Annotated in this window: 16 protein-coding genes; 12 read left to right on the forward strand and 4 right to left on the reverse strand. The window is 73.0% G+C overall.

Translation table 11 applies throughout. The features are described 5' to 3' along the window. Window positions 1-14 precede the first annotated feature (14 nt). Together D1J60_RS26015 and D1J60_RS26020 are read right to left on the reverse strand one after the other, a co-directional pair. Window positions 15-428: an NUDIX domain-containing protein gene (locus tag D1J60_RS26015; RefSeq protein ID WP_241253398.1), complete on the reverse strand. Its 414-nt coding sequence runs from the start codon at window positions 426-428 to the stop codon at window positions 15-17. Continuing rightward, entirely contained in the window at window positions 425-979 is a 555-nt protein-coding gene (locus D1J60_RS26020; protein WP_125822718.1) for an NADAR family protein, read from the reverse strand. The genes D1J60_RS26015 and D1J60_RS26020 overlap by 4 nt, the downstream gene beginning before the upstream one ends. Window positions 980-1,159: 180 nt before the next feature. On the opposite strand from D1J60_RS26020, the gene D1J60_RS26025 reads away from it, so the two are divergent. The 7 genes from D1J60_RS26025 (at window position 1,160) to D1J60_RS26055 (ending at window position 9,030) form a co-directional block, all read left to right on the forward strand. Continuing rightward, entirely contained in the window at window positions 1,160-2,689 is a 1,530-nt protein-coding gene (locus tag D1J60_RS26025; RefSeq protein WP_125822719.1) for a gamma-aminobutyraldehyde dehydrogenase, read from the forward strand. Window positions 2,690-2,737: 48 nt separating this feature from the next. Next, window positions 2,738-3,985: a spermidine/putrescine ABC transporter substrate-binding protein gene (locus tag D1J60_RS26030; RefSeq protein WP_125822720.1), complete on the forward strand. Its 1,248-nt coding sequence runs from the start codon at window positions 2,738-2,740 to the stop codon at window positions 3,983-3,985. A gap of 74 nt (window positions 3,986-4,059) precedes the next feature. Then, entirely contained in the window at window positions 4,060-5,226 is a 1,167-nt protein-coding gene (locus D1J60_RS26035) for an ABC transporter ATP-binding protein (protein ID WP_125822721.1), read from the forward strand. Beyond that, window positions 5,223-6,152, forward strand: a complete 930-nt coding sequence (locus tag D1J60_RS26040) for an ABC transporter permease (protein ID WP_125822722.1) — start codon at window positions 5,223-5,225, stop codon at window positions 6,150-6,152. The genes D1J60_RS26035 and D1J60_RS26040 overlap by 4 nt, the downstream gene beginning before the upstream one ends. Then, window positions 6,152-6,946, forward strand: a complete 795-nt coding sequence (locus tag D1J60_RS26045; RefSeq protein ID WP_125822723.1) for an ABC transporter permease — start codon at window positions 6,152-6,154, stop codon at window positions 6,944-6,946. Before D1J60_RS26040 ends, D1J60_RS26045 begins: the two co-directional genes overlap by 1 nt. A gap of 24 nt (window positions 6,947-6,970) precedes the next feature. Beyond that, the gene (locus D1J60_RS26050; protein ID WP_125603653.1) at window positions 6,971-8,389 is read left to right on the forward strand and encodes an FAD-dependent oxidoreductase; all 1,419 of its coding nucleotides are present in this window, start codon (window positions 6,971-6,973) and stop codon (window positions 8,387-8,389) included. Window positions 8,390-8,553: 164 nt separating this feature from the next. After that, entirely contained in the window at window positions 8,554-9,030 is a 477-nt protein-coding gene (locus D1J60_RS26055; protein ID WP_125822724.1) for a hypothetical protein, read from the forward strand. A 25-nt stretch (window positions 9,031-9,055) separates the two neighbouring features. Here D1J60_RS26055 and D1J60_RS26060 read toward each other — a convergent pair whose 3' ends face one another. Together D1J60_RS26060 and gabT are read right to left on the reverse strand one after the other, a co-directional pair. After that, window positions 9,056-9,568 (reverse strand): phosphatase PAP2 family protein, encoded by a 513-nt coding sequence (locus D1J60_RS26060; protein WP_347147196.1) that lies wholly within the window; start codon window positions 9,566-9,568, stop codon window positions 9,056-9,058. 407 nt (window positions 9,569-9,975) lie between these two features. Continuing rightward, entirely contained in the window at window positions 9,976-11,310 is a 1,335-nt protein-coding gene (gabT, locus tag D1J60_RS26065) for a 4-aminobutyrate--2-oxoglutarate transaminase (protein WP_007266879.1), read from the reverse strand. Window positions 11,311-11,527: 217 nt separating this feature from the next. Between gabT and D1J60_RS26070 the strand changes: the two genes are divergently transcribed. The 5 genes from D1J60_RS26070 to D1J60_RS38720 all read left to right on the forward strand — a co-directional run bounded on the left by D1J60_RS26070 (window position 11,528) and on the right by D1J60_RS38720 (window position 20,948). Beyond that, on the forward strand, window positions 11,528-13,876 hold the full coding sequence (locus tag D1J60_RS26070; protein ID WP_125822726.1) for an ATP/GTP-binding protein: 2,349 nt from the start codon (window positions 11,528-11,530) through the stop codon (window positions 13,874-13,876). 122 nt (window positions 13,877-13,998) lie between these two features. After that, entirely contained in the window at window positions 13,999-15,579 is a 1,581-nt protein-coding gene (locus tag D1J60_RS26075; protein ID WP_125605125.1) for a PucR family transcriptional regulator, read from the forward strand. A 363-nt stretch (window positions 15,580-15,942) separates the two neighbouring features. Further along, window positions 15,943-17,388, forward strand: a complete 1,446-nt coding sequence (locus D1J60_RS26080) for an aldehyde dehydrogenase family protein (RefSeq protein ID WP_125822727.1) — start codon at window positions 15,943-15,945, stop codon at window positions 17,386-17,388. A 192-nt stretch (window positions 17,389-17,580) separates the two neighbouring features. Beyond that, window positions 17,581-19,530 carry an acyl-CoA dehydrogenase family protein gene (locus D1J60_RS26085; protein WP_125822728.1) on the forward strand — a complete coding sequence of 650 codons (1,950 nt, stop codon included), beginning with the start codon at window positions 17,581-17,583 and terminating at the stop codon, window positions 19,528-19,530. A gap of 98 nt (window positions 19,531-19,628) precedes the next feature. Further along, window positions 19,629-20,948 carry a hypothetical protein gene (locus tag D1J60_RS38720; protein ID WP_125822729.1) on the forward strand — a complete coding sequence of 440 codons (1,320 nt, stop codon included), beginning with the start codon at window positions 19,629-19,631 and terminating at the stop codon, window positions 20,946-20,948. Window positions 20,949-20,963 lie beyond the last annotated feature (15 nt).

Below are 20,963 nucleotides of genomic sequence, written 5' to 3' on the forward strand. Positions count from 1 at the left end.
CCCCGTCGGGGTGCTCAGAGCGGGGCGGCCGACAGGAGGGTGGGGACCATCCAGGGCCCGTCCGGTTCCGTGCGGGGGACCGGGACCCAGGTCAGCCCCACCCTCCGGGGGCACGCGCAGTCCAGGTCCCCGTCCACCCCCAGCACCGGCTCGCCGGGCGCGACCTCCACCCGGAAGCAGGTGGTCCACCCGGAGGGGTACGGCGCCTCGTACGCGTACCGCACCTCCAGGGGGGTCAGCCCCGTCTCCTCGGCCACCTCCCGACGGACCGCCGCCTCCAGGTCCTCCCCGGGCTCCACCCCGTCGCCCGGCAGCGTCCAGTACTCCGCCCCGTCGTGGCGGCCGGACGGCCCCCGGTGCCGCTCGCCCACCATCAGGACGCCGCCGCCGCGCACGATGACGGCCGCCACCCGGCGCCGCTCCGTCACTCGGCCTCCCCGCGCAGCCGCTCCCGGGCCTCCATCAGGGCGAAGCCCAGCAGGTTCAGGCCGCGCCACCGGTCCGGCCGCAGCGCGCGCTCGTCGTCCGCGGCCAGCCCGATGCCCCAGATCCGGTCCACGGGGCTCGCCTCGACCAGCACCCGCGACCCCGTGCCCAGCAGGTAGGAGCGCAGCGCCGGATCGGAGCCGAACTTGTGCACGCTGCCCTCGACGACCAGCGCGAACCGCTCCCGCCGCCAGACCTCCTCGTCGAACCGGCGCACCAGCCGCCCGGCCTTCTTGGCCGCCGCCGGACTCCCGGGCTCCAGGGCGGCGCGCTCGGCCTCGGCGTCCCCGAACAGGCGTGCTTTTCCGGCCATCATCCAGTGCTCCGCGGTGGCGTAGCGGACGTCACCCACAGTGAAGGGGGAGGGCCACCACTGGCTGAGGCAGCTCGGTCCGAGTCTTCCGTCGGGCAGCGGCCGGTGTCCCCAGAAGGGCAGGTACTTCACCCGCTCACCCCGGCTGACCTGCTCGATCAACGTGTCGATCATCTCCATGCACGCGAGTGTCGCAGTCACCACGGACACTTCGTACGGGATTTCGGGGTTGCCTCGACATATGGTCGACCGATTCCGTCGCGTAATCAAAAGGCAACAACGGAATCCCTTGGCGGGGGAGAACGCCTCTGCCAGGATCGGCACTCAATTCGAGCTGTAGCTACGGAGAGCGTGAGAGCGATGGGTAACCGCTTCCAGGTCAAGGACCGCTTCGCAGACGGCGCGCAGTACATCGACGGCCGGCTCCGGCCGGGCACCTCGGGCCGGTCGCACACCGTCGTCGACCCCGCCACCGGCGAGGAGGTGCTCACCTACGAGCTGGCCGGAACGGCGGACGTGGACGAGGCCGTGGCCGCCGCCAAGCGGGCCTTCCCCGGCTGGTCGGCCGCCACTCCGGGTGAGCGTTCGGACGCCCTGCACCGGCTGGCCGCCGTACTGGCCGAGCAGGCCGCGGACTTCGCGTACGCCGAGTCCCTCCAGTGCGGCAAGCCCCTCAAGCTGTCGACCGAGTTCGACGTGCCGGGGACCATCGACAACACCGCGTTCTTCGCCGGCGCGGCCCGCCACCTCCAGGGCCAGGCGGCCGGCGAGTACTCGGGGGACCACACCTCCTACGTGCGCCGCGAGGCGATCGGCGTCGTCGGCTCCATCGCACCCTGGAACTACCCCCTCCAGATGGCCGCCTGGAAGATCCTCCCGGCCATCGCCGCGGGCAACACGATCGTCCTCAAGCCCGCCGAGCTCACCCCGCTGACCTCCCTGATGTTCGCCCAGGCGGCCAAGGAGGCGGGCATCCCGGACGGCGTGGTCAACATCGTCACGGGCGCCGGACGGGACGCCGGGGAGCACCTCGTCGGTCACCCCGACGTGGTCATGACCTCCTTCACCGGCTCCACCGCCGTCGGCAAGCGGGTCGCCGAGATCGCGACCGCCACCGTCAAGCGGCTCCACCTGGAGCTCGGCGGCAAGGCGCCCTTCGTCGTCTTCGACGACGCCGACGTCGAGGCCGCCGCCCACGGCGCGGTCGCCGCCTCGCTCATCAACACCGGCCAGGACTGCACCGCCGCCACCCGCGCCTACGTGCAGCGCCCGCTGCACGACGCGTTCACCGCCCGGGTCGCGGAGCTGATGGAGACCGTCCGCCTGGGCGACCCCTTCGCGCCCGCCACCGACCTCGGCCCGCTCGTCTCGCACGCCCAGCGCGACCGGGTCGCCGCGTTCGTCGAGCGCGCCCGCTCGTACGCCACCGTCGTCACCGGCGGCGAGATCCCCGGCGCCCGGGAGGAGGAGAGCGGTCTCGCCGAGGGCGCCTACTACCGGCCCACCCTGATCTCCGGCGCCGCGCAGGACAGCGAGATCGTCCAGTCCGAGATCTTCGGCCCGGTCCTGGTCGTGCTGCCCTTCGACACCGACGACGAGGGCCTGGCCCTGGCCAACGACACCCCGTACGGGCTCGCGGCCTCCGCCTGGACCCGCGACCTCTACCGGGCGAACCGCGCCACCCGCGAACTCAAGGCGGGCTGCGTCTGGGTCAACGACCACATCCCGATCATCAGCGAGATGCCGCACGGCGGATACAAGGCGAGCGGCTTCGGCAAGGACATGAGCGCCTACTCGTTCGAGGAGTACACACAGGTCAAGCACGTGATGTTCGACAATACTGCGGTGGCCGCGAAGGACTGGCACCGCACGATCTTCGGGGACCGATAAGAACCGGCCGCCTGACCAGCGGCCATCCCTCCCGAAAGGGCAACGCGCATGGAGCAGTTCGAGCCCGACCGCCTCTCGGCGGCGCAGACCGCAGCGATGCGGCGCAGCCTCACCAGCGGGCGCGGCGCCCTCACCCGCCGCTCGCTGCTGCGCGCCTCCGGAGTCGGGGCGCTCACCCTGGGCGGTCTCTCCGCCCTCACCGCCTGCGGCATCCCGCCCGCCAAGCGCGAGGGCGGGGCCGTGGCCTCCGACGACCACTCGGACCAGGAGAAGGAGATCGACTTCTCCAACTGGACCGAGTACATGGACACCGGCGACGACGAGAAGAGCCGTCCCACGCTGGAGGAGTTCACCAAGCGGACCGGGATCCAGGTCAAGTACACCGAGGACATCAACGACAACGTCGAGTTCTTCGGCAAGATACGCCCGCAGCTCGCCGCCGGCCAGGAGACCGGCCGCGACCTGATCGTCGTCACCGACTGGCTCGCCGCCCGCATCATCCGCCTCGGGTGGGCGCAGAAGCTCGACCCCTCCCACCTCCCGCACGCCTACGCCAACCTGATCCCGCAGTTCCGCAACCCCGACTGGGACCCGGGCCGCGCCCACAGCTACCCGTGGACCGGCATCGACACCGTCATCGCCTACAACTCCAAGGCCACCGGCGGCAAGAAGGTCGACTCCGTCACGCAGCTCCTCGACGACCCCTCCCTCAAGGGCCGCGTCGGCTTCCTCACCGAGATGCGCGACTCCGTCGGCATGACCCTCCTCGACCAGGGCAAGAACCCGGCGGCCTTCACCACCGCGGACTACGACGCGGCGATCGGCCGGCTCCAGAAGGGCGTGGACACCAAGCAGATCCGCCGCTTCACCGGCAACGACTACACCGCCGACCTCGACAAGGGCGACCTGGCGGCCTGTCTCGCCTGGGCGGGCGACGTCATCCAGCTCCAGGCCGGCAACCCGGACATCAAGTACGCGATCCCGGCCGCCGGATACATCACCTCCAGCGACAACCTGCTCGTCCCCGCCAGGGCCCGGCACAAGGCCAACGCCGAGAAGCTCATCGACTACTACTACGAGCCCGAGGTCGCGGCCCGGCTCGCCGCGTTCATCAGCTACGTCTGCCCCGTCGACGGCGTGAAGGAAGAGCTCGCCAAGATCGACCCGGCCCTCGCGGACAACCCGCTGATCGTGCCGGACAAGGAGATGGCCGCCAAGGCCCACGCCTTCCGCTCCCTCACCAGCGAGGAAGAGACGGCGTACGAGGAGAAGTTCGCCAAGCTCATCGGCGCCTGACCGGACCGCACCCGCCGGCATCCCCCACCCGCGCCCCGTCCCCTTCCACGACACACCACCGAAGGCCCAGGCCCATGACCGACAAGACCGCGAGCGGCGACGTCCGCCTCGCCGGGATCAGCAAGCACTACGGCTCCTTCACCGCCGTGCAGCCGCTGGACCTCACCATCCCCCAGGGCTCCTTCTTCGCCCTGCTCGGCGCCTCGGGCTGCGGGAAGACCACCACCCTGCGCATGATCGCCGGCCTGGAGGAGCCCTCCACCGGCAGGGTCAGCCTCGGCGACCGCGAGGTCACCCACCTCCCGCCGTACAAGCGCCCGGTGAACACCGTCTTCCAGAGCTACGCGCTGTTCCCGCACATGGACATCTTCGAGAACATAGCCTTCGGCCTGCGCCGCCGCGGCATCAAGTCCGTCAAGAAGCAGGTCGACGAGATGATCGACCTGGTGCAGCTCGGCGAGCACGCCCGCAAGAAGCCCCACCAGCTCTCCGGCGGCCAGCAGCAGCGCGTGGCCGTCGCCCGCGCCCTCATCAACCACCCCCAGGTACTGCTGCTCGACGAGCCGCTCGGCGCCCTCGACCTCAAGCTGCGCCGCCAGATGCAGCTGGAGCTCAAGCGCATCCAGACCGAGGTGGGCATCACCTTCGTGCACGTCACGCACGACCAGGAGGAGGCCATGACCATGGCCGACACGGTCGCGGTGATGAACGGCGGCCGCGTCGAGCAGCTGGGTGCCCCCGCCGAGCTGTACGAGAACCCGCGCACCACCTTCGTCGCCAACTTCCTCGGCACCTCGAACCTCATCGAGGCCTCCGTCGAGTCCACCGGCTCCGACGTGATCGTCTCCGCCTCCGGCACCACCCTGCGGCTGCCCACCGCCCGATGTTCGACCACGCCCCGCGCGGGCGGAAAGCTCCTCGTCGGCGTGCGGCCGGAGAAGATCTCCCTGGTCCCGGCGGCCGACGAGGACACCGTCGCGGCCGGCCGCAACAAGATCACCGGGAAGATCGCCGACTCCTCCTTCATCGGCGTCTCCACGCAGTTCGTCATCGACAGCCCGGTCTGCCCTGAGCTGGAGGTGTACGTCCAGAACATCGAGCGCGACGCCCGCCTCGTCCCCGGCGCCGACGTGGTCCTGCACTGGAACCCGGAACACACCTTCGGCCTGGACGCCGCCCAGTCCGTGCTCGCGGGGACGACGGGCTCGGCCGGCGTCGAGACGGCCGAGGAGAGCGCGTGACCGCCACCGCCGCGCCCCCCGAGGCCACCGCCCCCGCCGAGCCCCCGGTGCACAAGGCGTCCCTGAAGAAGCGCCTGGTCCCGTACTGGCTGCTGCTCCCCGGGATCGTCTGGCTGCTCGTCTTCTTCGTGCTGCCGATGGTCTACCAGGCCTCCACCTCGGTGCAGACCGGATCGCTCGAAGAGGGCTTCGAGGTCACCTGGCACTTCCAGACCTACTGGGACGCCCTGACCGAGTACTTCCCGCAGTTCCTGCGCTCCCTGCTCTACGCGGGCACCGCGACCGCGCTGTGCCTGCTGCTCGGCTACCCGCTGGCCTACCTGATCGCCTTCAAGGCGGGCCGCTGGCGCAACCTGCTGCTGGTCCTCGTCATCGCCCCCTTCTTCACCAGCTTCCTCATCCGCACGCTGGCCTGGAAGACGATCCTGGCCGACGGCGGCCCGGTGGTCGGCGCCCTCGACGCCGTCGGCTTCCTCGACGTCACCAGCTGGCTCGGGATGACCGAGGGGGACCGCGTCCTGGCCACGCCGCTCGCCGTGGTCTGCGGCCTGACGTACAACTTCCTCCCCTTCATGATCCTGCCGCTCTACACCTCGCTGGAGCGCATCGACACCCGCCTCCACGAGGCCGCCGGCGACCTCTACGCCACCCCCGCCACCGTGTTCCGCAAGGTGACCTTCCCGCTCTCGATGCCGGGCGTGGTCTCCGGGACCCTGCTCACCTTCATCCCGGCGAGCGGCGACTACGTCAACGCCGAACTGCTCGGCTCCACGGACACCCGGATGATCGGCAACGTCATCCAGTCGCAGTACCTGCGGATCCTCGACTACCCGACAGCGGCCGCGCTGTCCTTCATCCTCATGGCCATCGTGCTGATCATGGTCACCATCTACATCCGCCGAGCGGGGACGGAGGACCTGGTCTGATGCGTTGGCTCCGCCGCAATCTCGTGGTCATCGCGGGCCTCACCACGCTCGCGTACCTGATGCTGCCGAACGTCGTCGTGACGGTGTTCTCGTTCAACAACCCCACCGGGCGGTTCAACTACGCCTGGCAGGAGTTCTCCCTCGACGCCTGGAAGGACCCCTGTGGGGTCGCCGACCTGTGCGGCTCCCTCGCCCTGTCCCTCCAGATCGCCCTGTGGGCCACCATCGGCGCCACGGTCCTCGGCACCGCCATCGCCTTCGCGCTGGTCCGGTACCGGTTCCGGGCGCGCGGCGCGGTGAACTCGCTGATCTTCCTGCCGATGGCCATGCCCGAGATCGTGATGGCGGCCTCGCTGCTCGCCCTCTTCCTCAACATGGGCATCCAGCTGGGCTTCTGGACGATCCTCATCGCCCACGTGATGTTCTGCCTCAGCTTCGTCGTCGCCGCCGTCAAGGCACGCGTCCTGTCCATGGACCCGCGCCTGGAGGAGGCCGCCCGCGACCTCTACGCCGGACCGGTGCAGACCTTCCTCAGGGTCACCCTGCCGATCGCGGCCCCCGGTATCGCGGCGGGCGCGCTGCTGTCCTTCGCGCTCTCCTTCGACGACTTCATCATCACCAACTTCAACTCGGGCAACACCGTCACCTTCCCCATGTTCGTGTGGGGATCGGCCCAGCGCGGTACGCCCGTCCAGATCAACGTCATCGGCACGGCGATGTTCGCCATCGCGGTGCTGGTGGTCCTCGCCGGCCAGTGGGCCGGCAACCGCCGCAAGAAGGCACAACCGCAGTAGAAACCCCGTAGGGAGTTGGAAGCCATGGCCCCAGTCGCCATGCGTAGTGTTGCGAAATCCCTTTCCGAGGCCAAGCCGGTCTCGTACTGGCTGGACGACCCCGGCCGCCCGGCGCCACAGCCGGCCCTCACCTCCGACGAGCGCTGCGACCTGCTGGTCGTGGGCGGCGGTTACAGCGGCCTGTGGACCGCGCTGATCGCCAAGGAGCGCGACCCCGGCCGGGACGTCGTACTGATCGAGAGCAAGGAGGCGGGCTGGGCCGCCTCCGGGCGCAACGGCGGGTTCTGCGCGGCCTCCCTCACCCACGGCCTGGCCAACGGCATGGCCCGCTGGCCGGGCGAGCTGGCCAAGCTGGAGGAGCTGGGCGCGCGCAACCTCGACGCCATCGAGGAGGCCGTCGCCCGCTACGGCATCGACTGCGACTTCGAGCGCACCGGCGAGATCGACGTGGCCACCGAGCCGCACCAGGTCGAGGAACTGCGGGAGCTGCACGAGGAGGCCGTCAAGCTCGGCCTCGGGGCGGGCTCCGAGTGGCTGGAGGGCGAGGCCCTGCGCGCGGAGGTCGACTCGCCGACCTTCCTCGCGGGCCTGTGGGACCGCGACGGCGTCGCCATGCTCAACCCCGCCAGGCTGGCCTGGGGGCTCAAGCGGGCCTGCCTGGAGCAGGGCGTGCGGATCTACGAGAACACCCGCGGCCTGAAGATGGCGCAGGCCGGCGCCGGGATGACCGTGGAGACCCCCTACGGGACGATCCTCGCCCGCCGGGTCGCCCTGGGCACCAACATCTTCCCCTCGCTGGTCCGCCGGATCCGGCCCTTCACCGTCCCCGTCTACGACTACGCCCTGATGACGGAGCCGCTGGACGAGGAGCAGCTCGCCTCGATCGGCTGGAAGAACCGCCAGGGGCTCGGCGACAGCGCCAACCAGTTCCACTACTTCCGGATCACCAGGGACAACCGGATCCTCTGGGGCGGCTACGACGCGATCTACCCCTACCGGGGGAAGCTCGACTCGGAGTACGACCACCGCCCCGAGACCTACCTCAAGCTCGCCGAGCACTTCTTCACCGCCTTCCCGCAGCTGGAGGGGGTGCGCTTCAGCCACGCCTGGGGCGGGGCCATCGACACCTGCTCCCGCTTCTCCGCCTTCTTCGGCACCGCGCACCGGGGCAGGGTGGCCTACGCCGCCGGGTACACCGGGCTCGGCGTGGGCGCCACCCGCTTCGGTGCCGAGGTGATGCTGGACCTGCTCGACGGCCTGTCCACCGAGCGCACCCGGCTGGAGATGGTGAAGTCCAAGCCCATGCCGTTCCCGCCCGAGCCGTTCGCCTGGACCGGGATCGCGCTGACCAAGTGGTCGCTGGCCCGCGCCGACGCCCGGGGCGGCCACCGCAACCTGTGGCTCAAGACGCTGGACCGCCTCGGACTCGGCTTCGACAGCTGAGGCCCGTACGCCCGTACGCCCGTACGCCCCGGCGCACGCCCGCGGTTCGCCCCGTGACCCGCTTCACCCCCACGGAGCAGCGCAACCCGCGTCATAGCCCGGCCCGGCCCCGCTCTCTCCCGGTGAGGACCCCTCACCGCGACGAGACGAACGGAGGCCGGGCGATGACGCTCCCGGGAGCGAGGACCGCAGTGGAATGGCTGGCGGCGGCGGCGCCGGATCCGGACGCCTGCCGGTGGGAGTGGGAGCGCAGCCCCCTCGGGGTGGCCCTGCTGCCCGCCGGCCGGCACTGGGACGTGCTGGTCGTGCCCGGGGAGCTGGGACGGGCCGCCCACGGCGTGCTGCGGCTGCTGCCCGCCCCGCCCGGCCCCGTGCTGGCGGACTCCGGCGGCGTACGGGTGGGCTTCTTCGTGCCCCCGGGCACGGCCTCCCGCTGGATCGGCACGGGCGTACGGGGAGCGGGGCGCGGGAGCTGGATCGCGGTCCCGTACCCCGGCCGGGCCGAGGGCGGCCCGCACTGGCTCGAACTCCCGGACGGCCGGGGCACCCTCACCGACCCGGCGCTGCTGGAGCTCGCACTGCACGAGGCCGCGGCGAGGGCCCTGACGGGAGAGGGGCGGGGGACCCGCGCGAAGCCTTGACCCGGGGACCGGTCTCCGGCTCCGGTTACGGCCGCCGACGACCGCCGGCCACCCGGCGCACCCCCAGCAGCAGCGGTACGCACAGCAGGACGCTGGCCAGCACGTCGAGCGGCCAGTGGAAGCCGCGCAGCACCAGGCCCGTGGCCGTCGCCGCCGACAGCACCAGGGCGGCGGCCATCGGCCAGCGGCGGCGGGTGTGCGGGGCGAGCAGCAGGGCCGCGCCCACGTACGCGGTCAGGGCCGTCGCCGTGTGGCCCGAGGGGAAGTAGCCGGCCGCCCAGGGCTCCAGCGGGCCGGGGCGGGCGGTCCACGCCTTCAGCGGCACGATCAGCGCCGGCACCAGGGCCATCGCCAGGCCGGCCGCGAGCGCCGCGAGGCGCCGCCCGCGCCAGGCGGCGTACGCCATGGCCAGCGCGAGGACGGGTACGGCGACCGGGATGTCGCCCAGGTCCGCCAGGCGCTCGGTGACGGCGTCGGGAACGGTGCGCACCGCGGCGCGGCTGAGGGCGTGGTCCGGGACCAGGAGCGGCCCCGACACCAGGACCTGCCAGGTGATCAGGGCGAAGAGGCCGAGGCACAGGGCCGTCGGGAGGATGGCCGGCCGTCCCGGAACAGGGGGGATGGTTCCGGGGCGGCCGCCCGGACCGGGTTGCCGTGCGCCCCGGGGGGTTTGGGGCGGACGGCCGTCCGATCTGAGAGGAGTGTGCGCGAACGCATGACCAGTACGGCGCTGGGGAAGCCCGGTACCGGTGTCGCCCCCGGTGGCCCGGGAGCGGTCTGTCTCACTCATCTGCAGAAACCGTACGCCAGCGAAAGGGGGACCGACAGCGGGAACGTGCTCCCGCCATCGGCCCCCCACAGCTTCTTCACAGCGCCCGACCGTTACCGGTGGTAGAGGGCGGCCGCCGCGAGCAAGCGTTCCAGTCCTTCGAACTGGACGTTCGGTCAGATGCCCGCGAACGCGGCCTCGATGACGTCCAGACCCTCGTTCAGCAGGTCCTCGCCGATGACGATCGGCGGGAGGAAACGGAGCACGTTGCCGTAGGTGCCACAGGTGAGGACGATGACGCCCTCGGCGTGGCAGGCCTTGGCCAGGGCGCCGGCCGCCTCCGGGTTCGGGGTCTTCGACTCCGGGTCCTTGACCAGCTCGATGGCGATCATGGCGCCGCGGCCGCGGATGTCGCCGATGATCTCGTACTTCTCCTGCATCGCGGACAGGCGCGACTTCATGAGGGACTCGATCTTCTTCGCCTTGGCGTTGAGGTCGAGCTCCTTCATCGTCTCGATGGAGCCCAGCGCACCGGCGCAGGCCACCGGGTTGCCGCCGTAGGTGCCGCCCAGGCCGCCCGCGTGCGGGGCGTCCATGATCTCGGCGCGGCCGGTCACGGCGGCCAGCGGCAGACCGCCGGCGATGCCCTTGGCGGTGGTGATCAGGTCCGGGACGATGCCCTCGTCCTCGCACGCGAACCACTGGCCGGTGCGGCAGAAGCCGGACTGGATCTCGTCCGCGACGAAGACGATGCCGTTGTCGTTGGCGAACTTCACGATCGCGGGCAGGAAGCCCTTGGCCGGCTCGATGAAGCCGCCCTCGCCGAGGACCGGCTCGATGATGATCGCGGCGACGTTCTCGGCGCCGATCTGCTTGGTGATCTGGTCGATCGCCTGGGCGGCGGCCTCGGGGCCGCAGTTCTCGGCACCGGTGGGCCAGCGGTAGCCGTAGGCGACCGGGACGCGGTAGACCTCGGGGGCGAACGGGCCGAAGCCGTGCTTGTACGGCATGTTCTTCGCCGTCAGCGCCATCGTGAGGTTGGTGCGGCCGTGGTAGCCGTGGTCGAAGACCACGACGGCCTGGCGCTTGGTGTACGCACGGGCGATCTTGACGGCGTTCTCGACGGCCTCGGCGCCCGAGTTGAACAGGGCCGACTTCTTGGCGTGGTCACCCGGGGTCAGCTCGGCCAGCGCCTCGCAGACCTCGACGTAGCCCTCGTACGGCGTGACCATGAAACAGGTGTGGGTGAAGTCGGCCAGCTGCGCGGTGGCGCGGCGCACGACCGCCTCGGCGGAACCGCCGACCGAGGTCACGGCGATGCCGGAACCGAAGTCGATCAGGCGGTTGCCGTCGACGTCCTCCAGGATGCCGCCGTCCAGACGCTTGGTGAAGACGGGCAGCACGGAGCCCACGCCGCCGGCCACCGTGCCGAGACGGCGGGCCTGCAGCTCCTGCGACTTGGGGCCGGGGATCGCGGTGACGAGCTTGCGCTCCTGCGGGACAGCGGTCATGGAGGGCTCCTGGGGGGTGTTTTCGGACGCACTTGTGTCTTTGTCCGCAGGCTAGGCCCGGGGGAGGGGGTAAGGCATGCTCCGTTCGGGAGTGGTGCCCGCGTGTCCTTGTCCGCGACGGCCATAGGAAGGAACCGGCGCGTGTCCCGCGGATCGCCAGGCCGGGCACTAGATTGAGCGCCGCGGCGCGTTGGAACGGGCAGGGGGCAGGGGTTTCATGAACACCGAGGGCACGCACGACGGACAGTCGACCCGCGAGGGCCACGTCCCCCGGCCGGCGGGCCCGCCGCCACCGCTGGGCACCCCGCCGAAGCCGCGGCACGCACCGGCGGTCGGAACCCCGTTCACGGACTGGCTCCGCACCCCGCGGCCGACGGCCGACCCGGGCATCTGGCGGTTCGGGCACGTGCCGCGTGCCGGGAGCGAGGAGGACGCCGCCACCGACCGGTCGCTGCTCAGCGGGGTGGCCATCTCCTTCCTCGCCTGCGTCCTGCTGTGGTCCCTGATCACCGACAACTACATCCCGTACACCGACCTGCCGGCCAGGCTGCTCACCCCGTCCGACTGGTGGGAGAAGTACGGCGGGCCGCCCAGGACCGGGGCGGGTGTCGCCGCCCTCCAGACGTACATGCTGCTCGTCACCGGCGTACTGGTGTGGTGGTTCAGCCGTCTCGGATCGTGGGGCCTCGCCTTCGAGCGGCTGGTGGCCGCCCGGGGGCCCCGCGCCCGGGCGGCCGGCGCGGCGGTGCTGGCGCTCCTCACCGTGGTGATCATCTGGACGGGGACCGTCCCGCTCCTCCCGCTGCTCGGCGGTCACCTGCCCCTCGCTGAGATGACCGAGGGGCAGCAGCGACTGGTCACCTATCTCGTGGCCGCGGTGGCCCTGGCACCGTTCCTCGTCTTCTTCACCCGGCTCGCCCTCAAGCCGGCCCCCGGCCGGCGCGCCCAGGCGGCCCCCGCGGCGGCTCCCGGCGCCGATCCCGCCGACTGGTCCGAGGTGCGTGCGGCGGGGCTGGTCGGGGCGGCTGAGCGGCTTGGGGGGGAGGCTGGGGGTGGGCGGATGAATGATGTGGACTTCGCCCGGATCCGGCGGGCGTGGGAGTCCGTGCGCGCCGACCCGACTCGGCTGCGGGCCTTCGACGACGCCGTGAGGGACAAGGGCGCGGGCGCCTGCGTGCACCCCTCCGGCGACCGCGACCTGCCGGTCCGCGCGGCCCGGCACGACCTCCTCACCCGCCAGGTGCTCCTCGGCACCGTCGAGGACGGCGAACGCAACCCCTACGCCCGCCGCGGCACCGGCCTCGCCCTCGACCCCGGCGTGCTCGGGACCTCCCTGCTCGCCGTCGGCCCCTCCGGCACCGGCAAGACCGCCCGCCTCGTGCGGCCCGTCGTCGAGTCGCTCGCGCTCCAGGCACTGGCCGGGCAGGCCGCCGTCGTCGCCGTCGGCGCGGCCGGCTCCCGGCTCGGCCCCGACGAGGCCTACGACATCATCGTGCGCGTCGGCGACCCCGCCTCCGTCCACGACCTCGACCTCTACGGCGGCACCGCCGACCCCGACGAGGCCGCCGGCCTCCTCGCCGAGGCCTTCGTCGGAGACGTCCCCGGCATCGACGTACGCCGCGCCGCGACCACCCTCGCCCAGCTGATCGGCCCCTTCCGCGAGGCCTACGGCCGCTTCCCCGCCGTACCCGAACTGCGCGAGCTCCTCGACGGCGTGCCCTCCGCCCTCACCGCGCTCCGCCAGGCACTGGAGGGCACCGGACGGCAGGCCATGCTCCGCGAGCTCGACGCGCGCCTGCGCCAGCAGGGGGCCCCCGGCGACCCCGGCCCGGCCCTCGCCGACCGCGCCGCCCTGCTCGACCGGCCGGCGTTCAGCGGCTTCTTCGACGTCGGGGCCGTCGTCGGCGGCTCCGAGCGGCGCGGGCGCCCCTTCTCCCTGCGCGCCCTCGAACACCCCGTCCGGGTCCGCGTCGATCTCCCCGAACGCGCGCACGCCGACGCCTCCCGGATGCTGGCCCGGCTCCTGCTCGCCCAGTTCAACGCCGCCGCCGCGGCCCGCGCCGACCGCTCGCTGTTCGCCTTCCTCGCCCTGGACGACGCCTCGCACACCCTGACCCCGGAGACCGTCCGCGGCGTACAGCGGCTGCGTTCGGCCAACGCCGGCGTGCTGCTGACCCTGCGCACCCTGGACGACGTACCGGAACCCCTGCGCACGCCGCTGCTGGGCGCGGTCGGCTGCCGGATGGCCTTCTCCGGCGTCACCACCTGGGACGGGCAGCGCTTCGCCGAGGCCTGGGGCACCGAGTGGGTCGAGACCCGCGACGTCACCCACCGGACGGTCTTCGCCGACCAGCCGCTCACCCGGGCCATCCACGCCTTCCGCAAGCTGGTCACCGGCAAGGCCGTGACCACCGACGCCGTCACCGTGCGCCAGGTCGAGCGCGAGCGCTGGTCCGCCTCCGAGCTGGCGCACGCCGTTCCGCCGGGCTGCGCGGTGCTGTCCCTGACCTCCGTCCGGGGGGAACGGGCCGCTCCGCTGCTGCTCCGGCTGTCGGGAACCGGCTGAGGACCGGCCGAGGACGGGCTGAGGGGACCCGTACGGGGTGGCAGAATCGAAGGGGGCCGTTCATACGGCATGGCGAAAACCCGCGCCGGTCCCCCTCTCCCTCCCTCCCCGTCTGGAAACCGATGCCGCTCACCCTCGCCTCGCTCGTCCAGCACTCGGCCCTGAAACTCACCGTCCGGGCCGGGGAGGACCGCCTGGACACCCCCGTGCGGTGGGCGCACGTCAGCGAGCTCGCCGACCCCGTCCCGTACATGGAGGGCGGCGAGCTGCTGCTCGTCACCGCGATGAAGCTGGACGCGGACGACCGCGAGGAGATGCGCCGCTACGTACGCCGGCTGGCCGCGGCCGGGGTCGTCGGCATCGGCTTCGCCGTCGGGGTCAACTACGAGGCCATCCCCGAAGCGCTGCTCGAGGCCGCCCGCGAGGAGGACCTGCCGCTGCTGGAGGTGCCCCGGCGGACCCCGTTCCTCGCCATCAGCAAGGCCGTGTCCGCCGCCCTGGCCGCCGACCAGTACCGGGCCGTCACCGCCGGTTTCGAGGCGCAGCGGGAGCTGACCCGGGCCGCGCTCTCCGCCGACGGTCCGGCGGACCTGCTGGCGAAGCTGGCGGCCCACGTGCACGGCTGGGCCGCGCTGTACGACACCTCCGGCGCCGTCGTCGCCGCCGCCCCCGACTGGGCGGCGCGCCGGGCGGCCCGGCTCACCCCCGACGTGGAGCGGCTGCGGGAGCGGCCCGCGCCGGCGAGCGCGGTGGTGGGCGGCGCGGAGGACCGGGTCGAGCTCCAGTCCCTCGGCACCGGCCGGCGGGCCCGGGGCGCCCTCGCGGTCGGCACGGCGGCCCCGCTGGGCACCGCCGAGCGGTACGCGGTGCACTCCGCCGTCGCCCTGCTGACCCTGACCACCGAGCGCTCCCGGTCGCTGCACGACGCGGAGTCCCGGCTGGGCGCGGCGGTGCTGCGGATGCTGCTGGAGGGGGAGCCCGAGCACGCCCGGGCCGTGGCCGGGGACCTGTACGGGGCGCTGCTGGAGTCGCCGTTCCGGATCGTCGTCGCCGAGCCGGCGCTGCCGGGGACGGCCCAGCCGGAGGGGCTGGCGCTGCTGGCCGACGCGGTGGAGTCGGCGGCGGCGCGGACCGGGGAGCCACTGCTGGTGGTCCCGGAGCCGGGCCGGCTGGTGGTGCTGGCCGCCGACGGGGGCTCGGCGGTGCAGGCGTGCGCGGACCACGCGGAGGCCCTGGAGTCCCGGCGCGGCCGGGAGGCGGCCGGGCCGGAGCCCGACGAACTGGTGGTCGGCCTGTCGGCGGCGGCCGGCCCGGCGGGGGTGGCGGCCGCCCTGAAGCAGGCCGACCAGGCCCTGGCCGTGGCCCGGCGGCGGGGGCGGCCCCTGGTCGAGCACGAGGACCTCGCGGCGGGGTCGGTCCTGCCGCTGCTCGCCGACGACGCCGTACGCGCCTTCGCGGACGGCACCCTGCGGGCCCTGCGGGAGCACGACGCGACCGGCCGGGGCGACCTGGTGGCCTCCCTCCAGGCGTGGCTCTCCCGCCACGGGCAGTGGGACGCCGCCGCCGCCGACCTCGGCGTGCACCGGCACACCCTCCGGTACCGGATGAAGCGCGTCGAGGAGATCCTCGGCCGCTCCCTGGACGACCCGGACGTCCGCATGGAGCTCTGGCTCGCCCTCAAGGCCAGCCCGGCCGTTTCCTGAGGCGCCGCACCGGACTCCGTCCGGCGGCTGCCGGGGCCGGGCCGGTCCCGGTGGGCCGGCTGCGGCTGGTGCGTGCCGCTGCGTGCCGCTGCGCGGAGCAGGGTCCCCTACCCTCCCCCAGACTCCGTCCGGCGGGACCCTCACTTCGCCCGTTCCCCGGGGCTTCGGCCCGGACCCCCTGGGGCTCCGCCCCCAGACCCCCCCCGGCGCGGACGCGCGAGTGCCGCGGCACGGGCGGGACAGTGACAAAGCGGCGCAGCCCCGGGCGGAGGTTCTCCAACGCGGCTAAACGACGACGGCCCGGCGGCCGCCTACCTTGGTGGAGACAAGGACCACCGCACACACCGAAGGGCCGGGATTCGCATGACTTCCACCCACGCCTTCTGGCTCGCCGGCCGCCAGGCCACCGGCGAGGACAGCTTCGACGTCCACAACCCGTGGGACGGCCGGCTGGTCGCCGCCGTCAGCGTGCCCACCGACGCCCAGGTCGAAGAGGCCGTGGCCGCGGCGTACGCCGTGACGGCGGAGTTCTCCGCGACCCCCGCCCACGTACGTGCCGCCGCCCTGGACCACGTGTCCAAGCGGCTCGTCGAGCGCACCGAGGAGATCGCCCAGCTGATCTCCGCCGAGAACGGCAAGCCCATCAAGTGGGCGCGCGGTGAGGTCGGCCGTGCGGTGTCCGTGTTCCGTTTCGCCGCCGAAGAGGCCCGCCGCTTCAACGGCGGAGAGGCCCAGCGCCTGGACACCGACGCCGGTGGCGTCGGCCGCCTGGCCCTGACCCGCCGCTTCGTCAAGGGCCCGGTCCTCGGCATCGCGCCGTTCAACTTCCCGCTGAACCTGTGCGCCCACAAGGTGGCCCCGGCCATCGCCGTCGGCGCGCCGATCATCCTGAAGCCGGCCCCGGCCACCCCGCTCTCCGGCCTGATCCTCGGCGAGCTGCTCGCCGAGACCGACCTGCCGGCCGGTTCCTGGTCCGTGCTGCCCGTCGCCAACGACAAGATGCCGGCCCTGGTCAAGGACGACCGCCTGCCGGTCATCTCCTTCACCGGCTCCGACACCGTCGGCTACGCCATCCAGCAGTCGGTGCCCCACAAGCACTGCACCCTGGAGCTCGGCGGCAACGCCGCGGCCGTGGTCCTCGCCGACTGGTCCTCCGACGCCGACCTCGACTGGGCCGCGACCCGTATCGCGACCTTCTCGAACTACCAGGCCGGCCAGTCCTGCATCTCCGTGCAGCGCGTCATCGCCGACGCCTCCGTCTACGACCGCCTCGTCGAGAAGGTCGTCGCCAAGGTCCAGGCCCAGGTCACCGGCGACCCCGGCGACGACGCCACCGACGTCGGCCCGCTGGTCTCCGAGGACGCCGCCAAGCGCGTCGAGTCCTGGGTGGACGAGGCCGTCTCCGCCGGTGCCAAGCTGCTCACGGGCGGCAAGCGCGACGGCGCCACCGTCGAGCCGACCGTCCTCGCCGAGGTCCCGGCCGGCGTGAAGCTGGCCACCGAGGAGGTCTTCGGCCCGGTCCTGACGATCACCAAGGTCGAGAACACCGACGAGGCCTTCGCCGCCGTCAACGACTCGAAGTTCGGCCTGCAGACCGGCGTCTTCACCCGCGACGTCCAGGTCGCCTTCCGCGCCCACCGCGAGCTCGAGGTCGGCGGTGTGATCATCGGCGACGCGCCGTCCTACCGCGCCGACCAGATGCCGTACGGCGGCGTCAAGCAGTCCGGCGTGGGCCGCGAGGGCGTCCGCTACGCGATGGACGACTACACGTACGAGCGCGTCCTGGTCCTCACGGGCCTCGACATCTGACCGACTCGTACGGTCACAGACCGACGGCCGGAGCCTACTGTGCGGGGGCTCCGGCCGTCCCCCTTTTTCCGGACGCCTCCGCGGGCGTCCCCCTTTTGCAGGCGCCCGTATTTTCCCGGGCGCCCGCAGCGGGTACGACTGACAGGTAGCACCGATCGGTAGGTCCCCCGATGCGGCGAGGTGAGTACCCGGATGTCGGCAACACGGCCCGTACAGCCCAAGGTGACCGAGCGCGAGGCGCGGCAGGTCGCGGAAGCGGCCCGCGAGCAGGACTGGCGCAAACCCAGTTTCGCCAAGGAGCTCTTCCTCGGCCGCTTCCGGCTCGACCTGATCCACCCCCACCCGTCCCCCGCCGACGAGGACGTCCGGCGCGGCGAGGCCTTCCTGGCCCGCCTGCGGGACTTCTGCGAGCGCGAGATCGACGGGCAGCGCATCGAGCGCGAGGCCAGGATCCCCGACGAGACCGTGCGCGGGCTCAAGAAACTCGGCGCCCTCGGCATGAAGATCGGCACCGAGTACGGGGGCCTCGGCCTCACCCAGGTCTACTACAACAAGGCGCTGGCCCTCGTCGGCTCCGTCAGCCCCGCCATCGGCGCCCTGCTCTCCGCCCACCAGTCGATCGGCGTGCCGCAGCCGCTGAAGATGTTCGGCACCAAGGAGCAGAAGGACGCCTACCTGCCGCGCTGCGCCACCACCGCGATCAGCGCCTTCCTGCTCACCGAGCCGGACGTGGGCTCCGACCCGGCGCGGCTGGCCACCACCGCCGTCCCCGACCCGGAGGACGACGGCACGTACGTCCTCGACGGGGTCAAGCTGTGGACCACCAACGGGGTCGTCGCCGACCTGCTCGTGGTCATGGCCCGGGTACCGAAGTCCGAGGGCCACCGCGGCGGGATCACCGCCTTCGTCGTCGAGGCGGACTCACCCGGCATCACCGTCGAGCACCGCAACGCCTTCATGGGCCTGCGCGGCCTGGAGAACGGGGTCACCCGCTTCCACCGGGTGCGGGTGCCCGCCGCGCAGCGGATCGGCGCCGAGGGAGCCGGCCTCAAGATCGCGCTGACCACCCTGAACACCGGCCGGCTGTCCCTGCCCGCCATGTGCGTCGGCGCCGGCAAGTGGTGCCTGAAGATCGCCCGCGAATGGTCCGGGGTGCGCGAGCAGTGGGGCCGCCCCGTCGCCCGGCACGAGGCCGTCGGCGCGAAGATCTCCTTCATCGCCGCCACCACGTTCGCCCTGGAGGCCGTGGTCGACCTCGCCTCCCAGATGGCCGACGAGGACCGCAACGACATCCGCATCGAAGCCGCGCTCGCCAAGCTCTACGGCTCCGAGATGGCCTGCCTGATGGCCGACGAACTCGTCCAGATCCGCGGCGGACGCGGCTTCGAGACCGCCGAGTCCCTCGCCGCCCGCGGCGAACGCGCCGTTCCCGCCGAGCAGCTCCTGCGCGACCTGCGCATCAACCGCATCTTCGAGGGCTCCACCGAGATCATGCACCTGCTGATCGCCCGCGAGGCCGTCGACGCCCACCTCTCCGTCGCCGGCGACCTCATCGACCCCGAGAAGGCCCTCGGCGACAAGGCGAAGGCCGGAGCCCGCGCCGCCGGCTTCTACGCCCGCTGGCTGCCCAAGCTCGCCACCGGACCCGGCCAGCTCCCCGGCACCTACCGCGAGTTCCACCCGGCCGGCCACCCCGACCTCGCCACCCACCTGCGCTACGTCGAGCGCGGCGCCCGCAAACTCGCCCGCTCGACCTTCTACGCCATGTCCCGCTGGCAGGGCCGCATGGAGACCAAGCAGGGCTTCCTCGGCCGGATCGTGGACATCGGCGCCGAGCTCTTCGCGATGAGCGCGGCCTGCGTGCGCGCCGAGCACCTGCGCGAGAGCGGCGACCACGGCCGCGAGGCCTACCAGCTCGCCGACGCCTTCTGCCGGCAGTCCCGGCTGCGCGTCGAGGAGCTCTTCGGCCGCCTCTGGGCCAACACCGACGACCTCGACCGCACGGTCGTCCAAGGGGTCCTCGGCGGCACCTACACCTGGCTGGAGGAAGGCGTCCTCGACCCCTCCGGGGACGGTCCCTGGATCGCGGACGCCGCCCCCGGCCCCTCCACCCGCAAAAACGTTCACCGTCCCCTGCGCTGACCTGCCATCATCGGCAGCAGATCGGACGGATGTACGAGGACGGACGTACGGGCACCAGCCCCGGCGGTACCGGCACGAGCGCGAGGCGGGCGAGGACGATGGCGACGGCCGAGGAGGACCGGGCCTGCCGGCGGCTGGCCTGGTGCGTGGCGCACCTGCTGCGCCACGCACCGCACCACGTGGTGGCCGACCTGATCGACCGCCTCGACGGGCCCACCCGCAGGTACCTGTGCCGCGACCAGTGGCTGCCCGCCGCCGCCGTCACCCTCCTGCTGCGCCACGGCACCGACGCCGACCGCCACTACATCGCCCGCAACCCGCACGTGGTCGGCCGCCCGCTGCCCGGTCTGCCCGGCCCCGCCCGTTACGCCGCCCGGCCCGGGCCCTCCCCCGAACTGCTCGCCGAGACCGGCCCCGGCCCCCTCACCACCGACGAGCTGATCCGCCTGCTGCGCCGGCACGGCCGCCGCCCCCGCATCCCGCTCACCCTGCTCCGCATGCCGCACCTCCTCGACCTCCACGACCCCGAACCGCTGCTGCGCGCCCACGCCCGCGCCCCGCTGCCGGCCGGCGCCGTCGAGGCACTGCTGCTGGCGGGGGGACTGCCCCGGCACGCGTGCCGCGCGCTGCTCGACGCGCGCACGGGGGACACGTACGGCCGCCACTGGTACCGGCCCGCCGTCCGAGCCGTCCGGATGGGCCTGCTGACCTGCGACGAACTCGTCGCGTACGTGGCCCCCGCGGCCCGCACCCTGCTCCTGGGCCACCTCCCCGCCACCCGCGGGCTGCGCTGGACCCTGCCCGAACAGGCCGAGATGCAGTCGGCCGTGCACCGCGCCCTGCGCCCCGCGCTCGGCGACGACCCCCGGCTGTGGGCCGAACTGGGCCGCCGCGCCCCCGCCTTCCGCGGCACCCTGCCCGAACTGGCGGCCGCGCTGGCCGCGGGCACCCCGGCCGCGCCCGGCGAGGTGCGCCACGACCCGGCGCTCGCCCGCGCCGTCCGCCACCTCGCCCCGGACCCGGCCCCCGCCGACCCGGCCGGTGCGTGGGAGCGCGAGCTGGCCCTGGTGAGCCTGGCCGTGCCGATGGACACGGCGGCCGAGGACGTCCGCTGGGTCCGCGACTGCCTGGACCGGGGCCTGCTGACCGGCGCCGACGTCATCCGGCACAAGGTCCCCGCGTGCTGGGCGCTCGACGAGGACCAGTGGCTCGGCGACACCGGCCACCCCGACCGCCACGACCGCCCCGCCGCCGTGCTCGCCGCCCGCGCCGAGGCCGACCGGCTCTTCGACGAGGCCCTCGGCGACGACCCCCGGGCCTGGTGGCGCGCCGCCCGGGCGCTCCCCGACTTCGCCGGAACCCTGCCCGAACTCCTGGCCCGGGTCACGGACGGGGACTCCGTGTCCAAGCGCCCCTGAGTTGCGGCAACAATG

Origin of the sequence: Streptomyces sp. W1SF4 (assembly GCF_003950035.1) — a bacterium.
GTDB lineage: Bacteria > Actinomycetota > Actinomycetes > Streptomycetales > Streptomycetaceae > Streptomyces > Streptomyces racemochromogenes.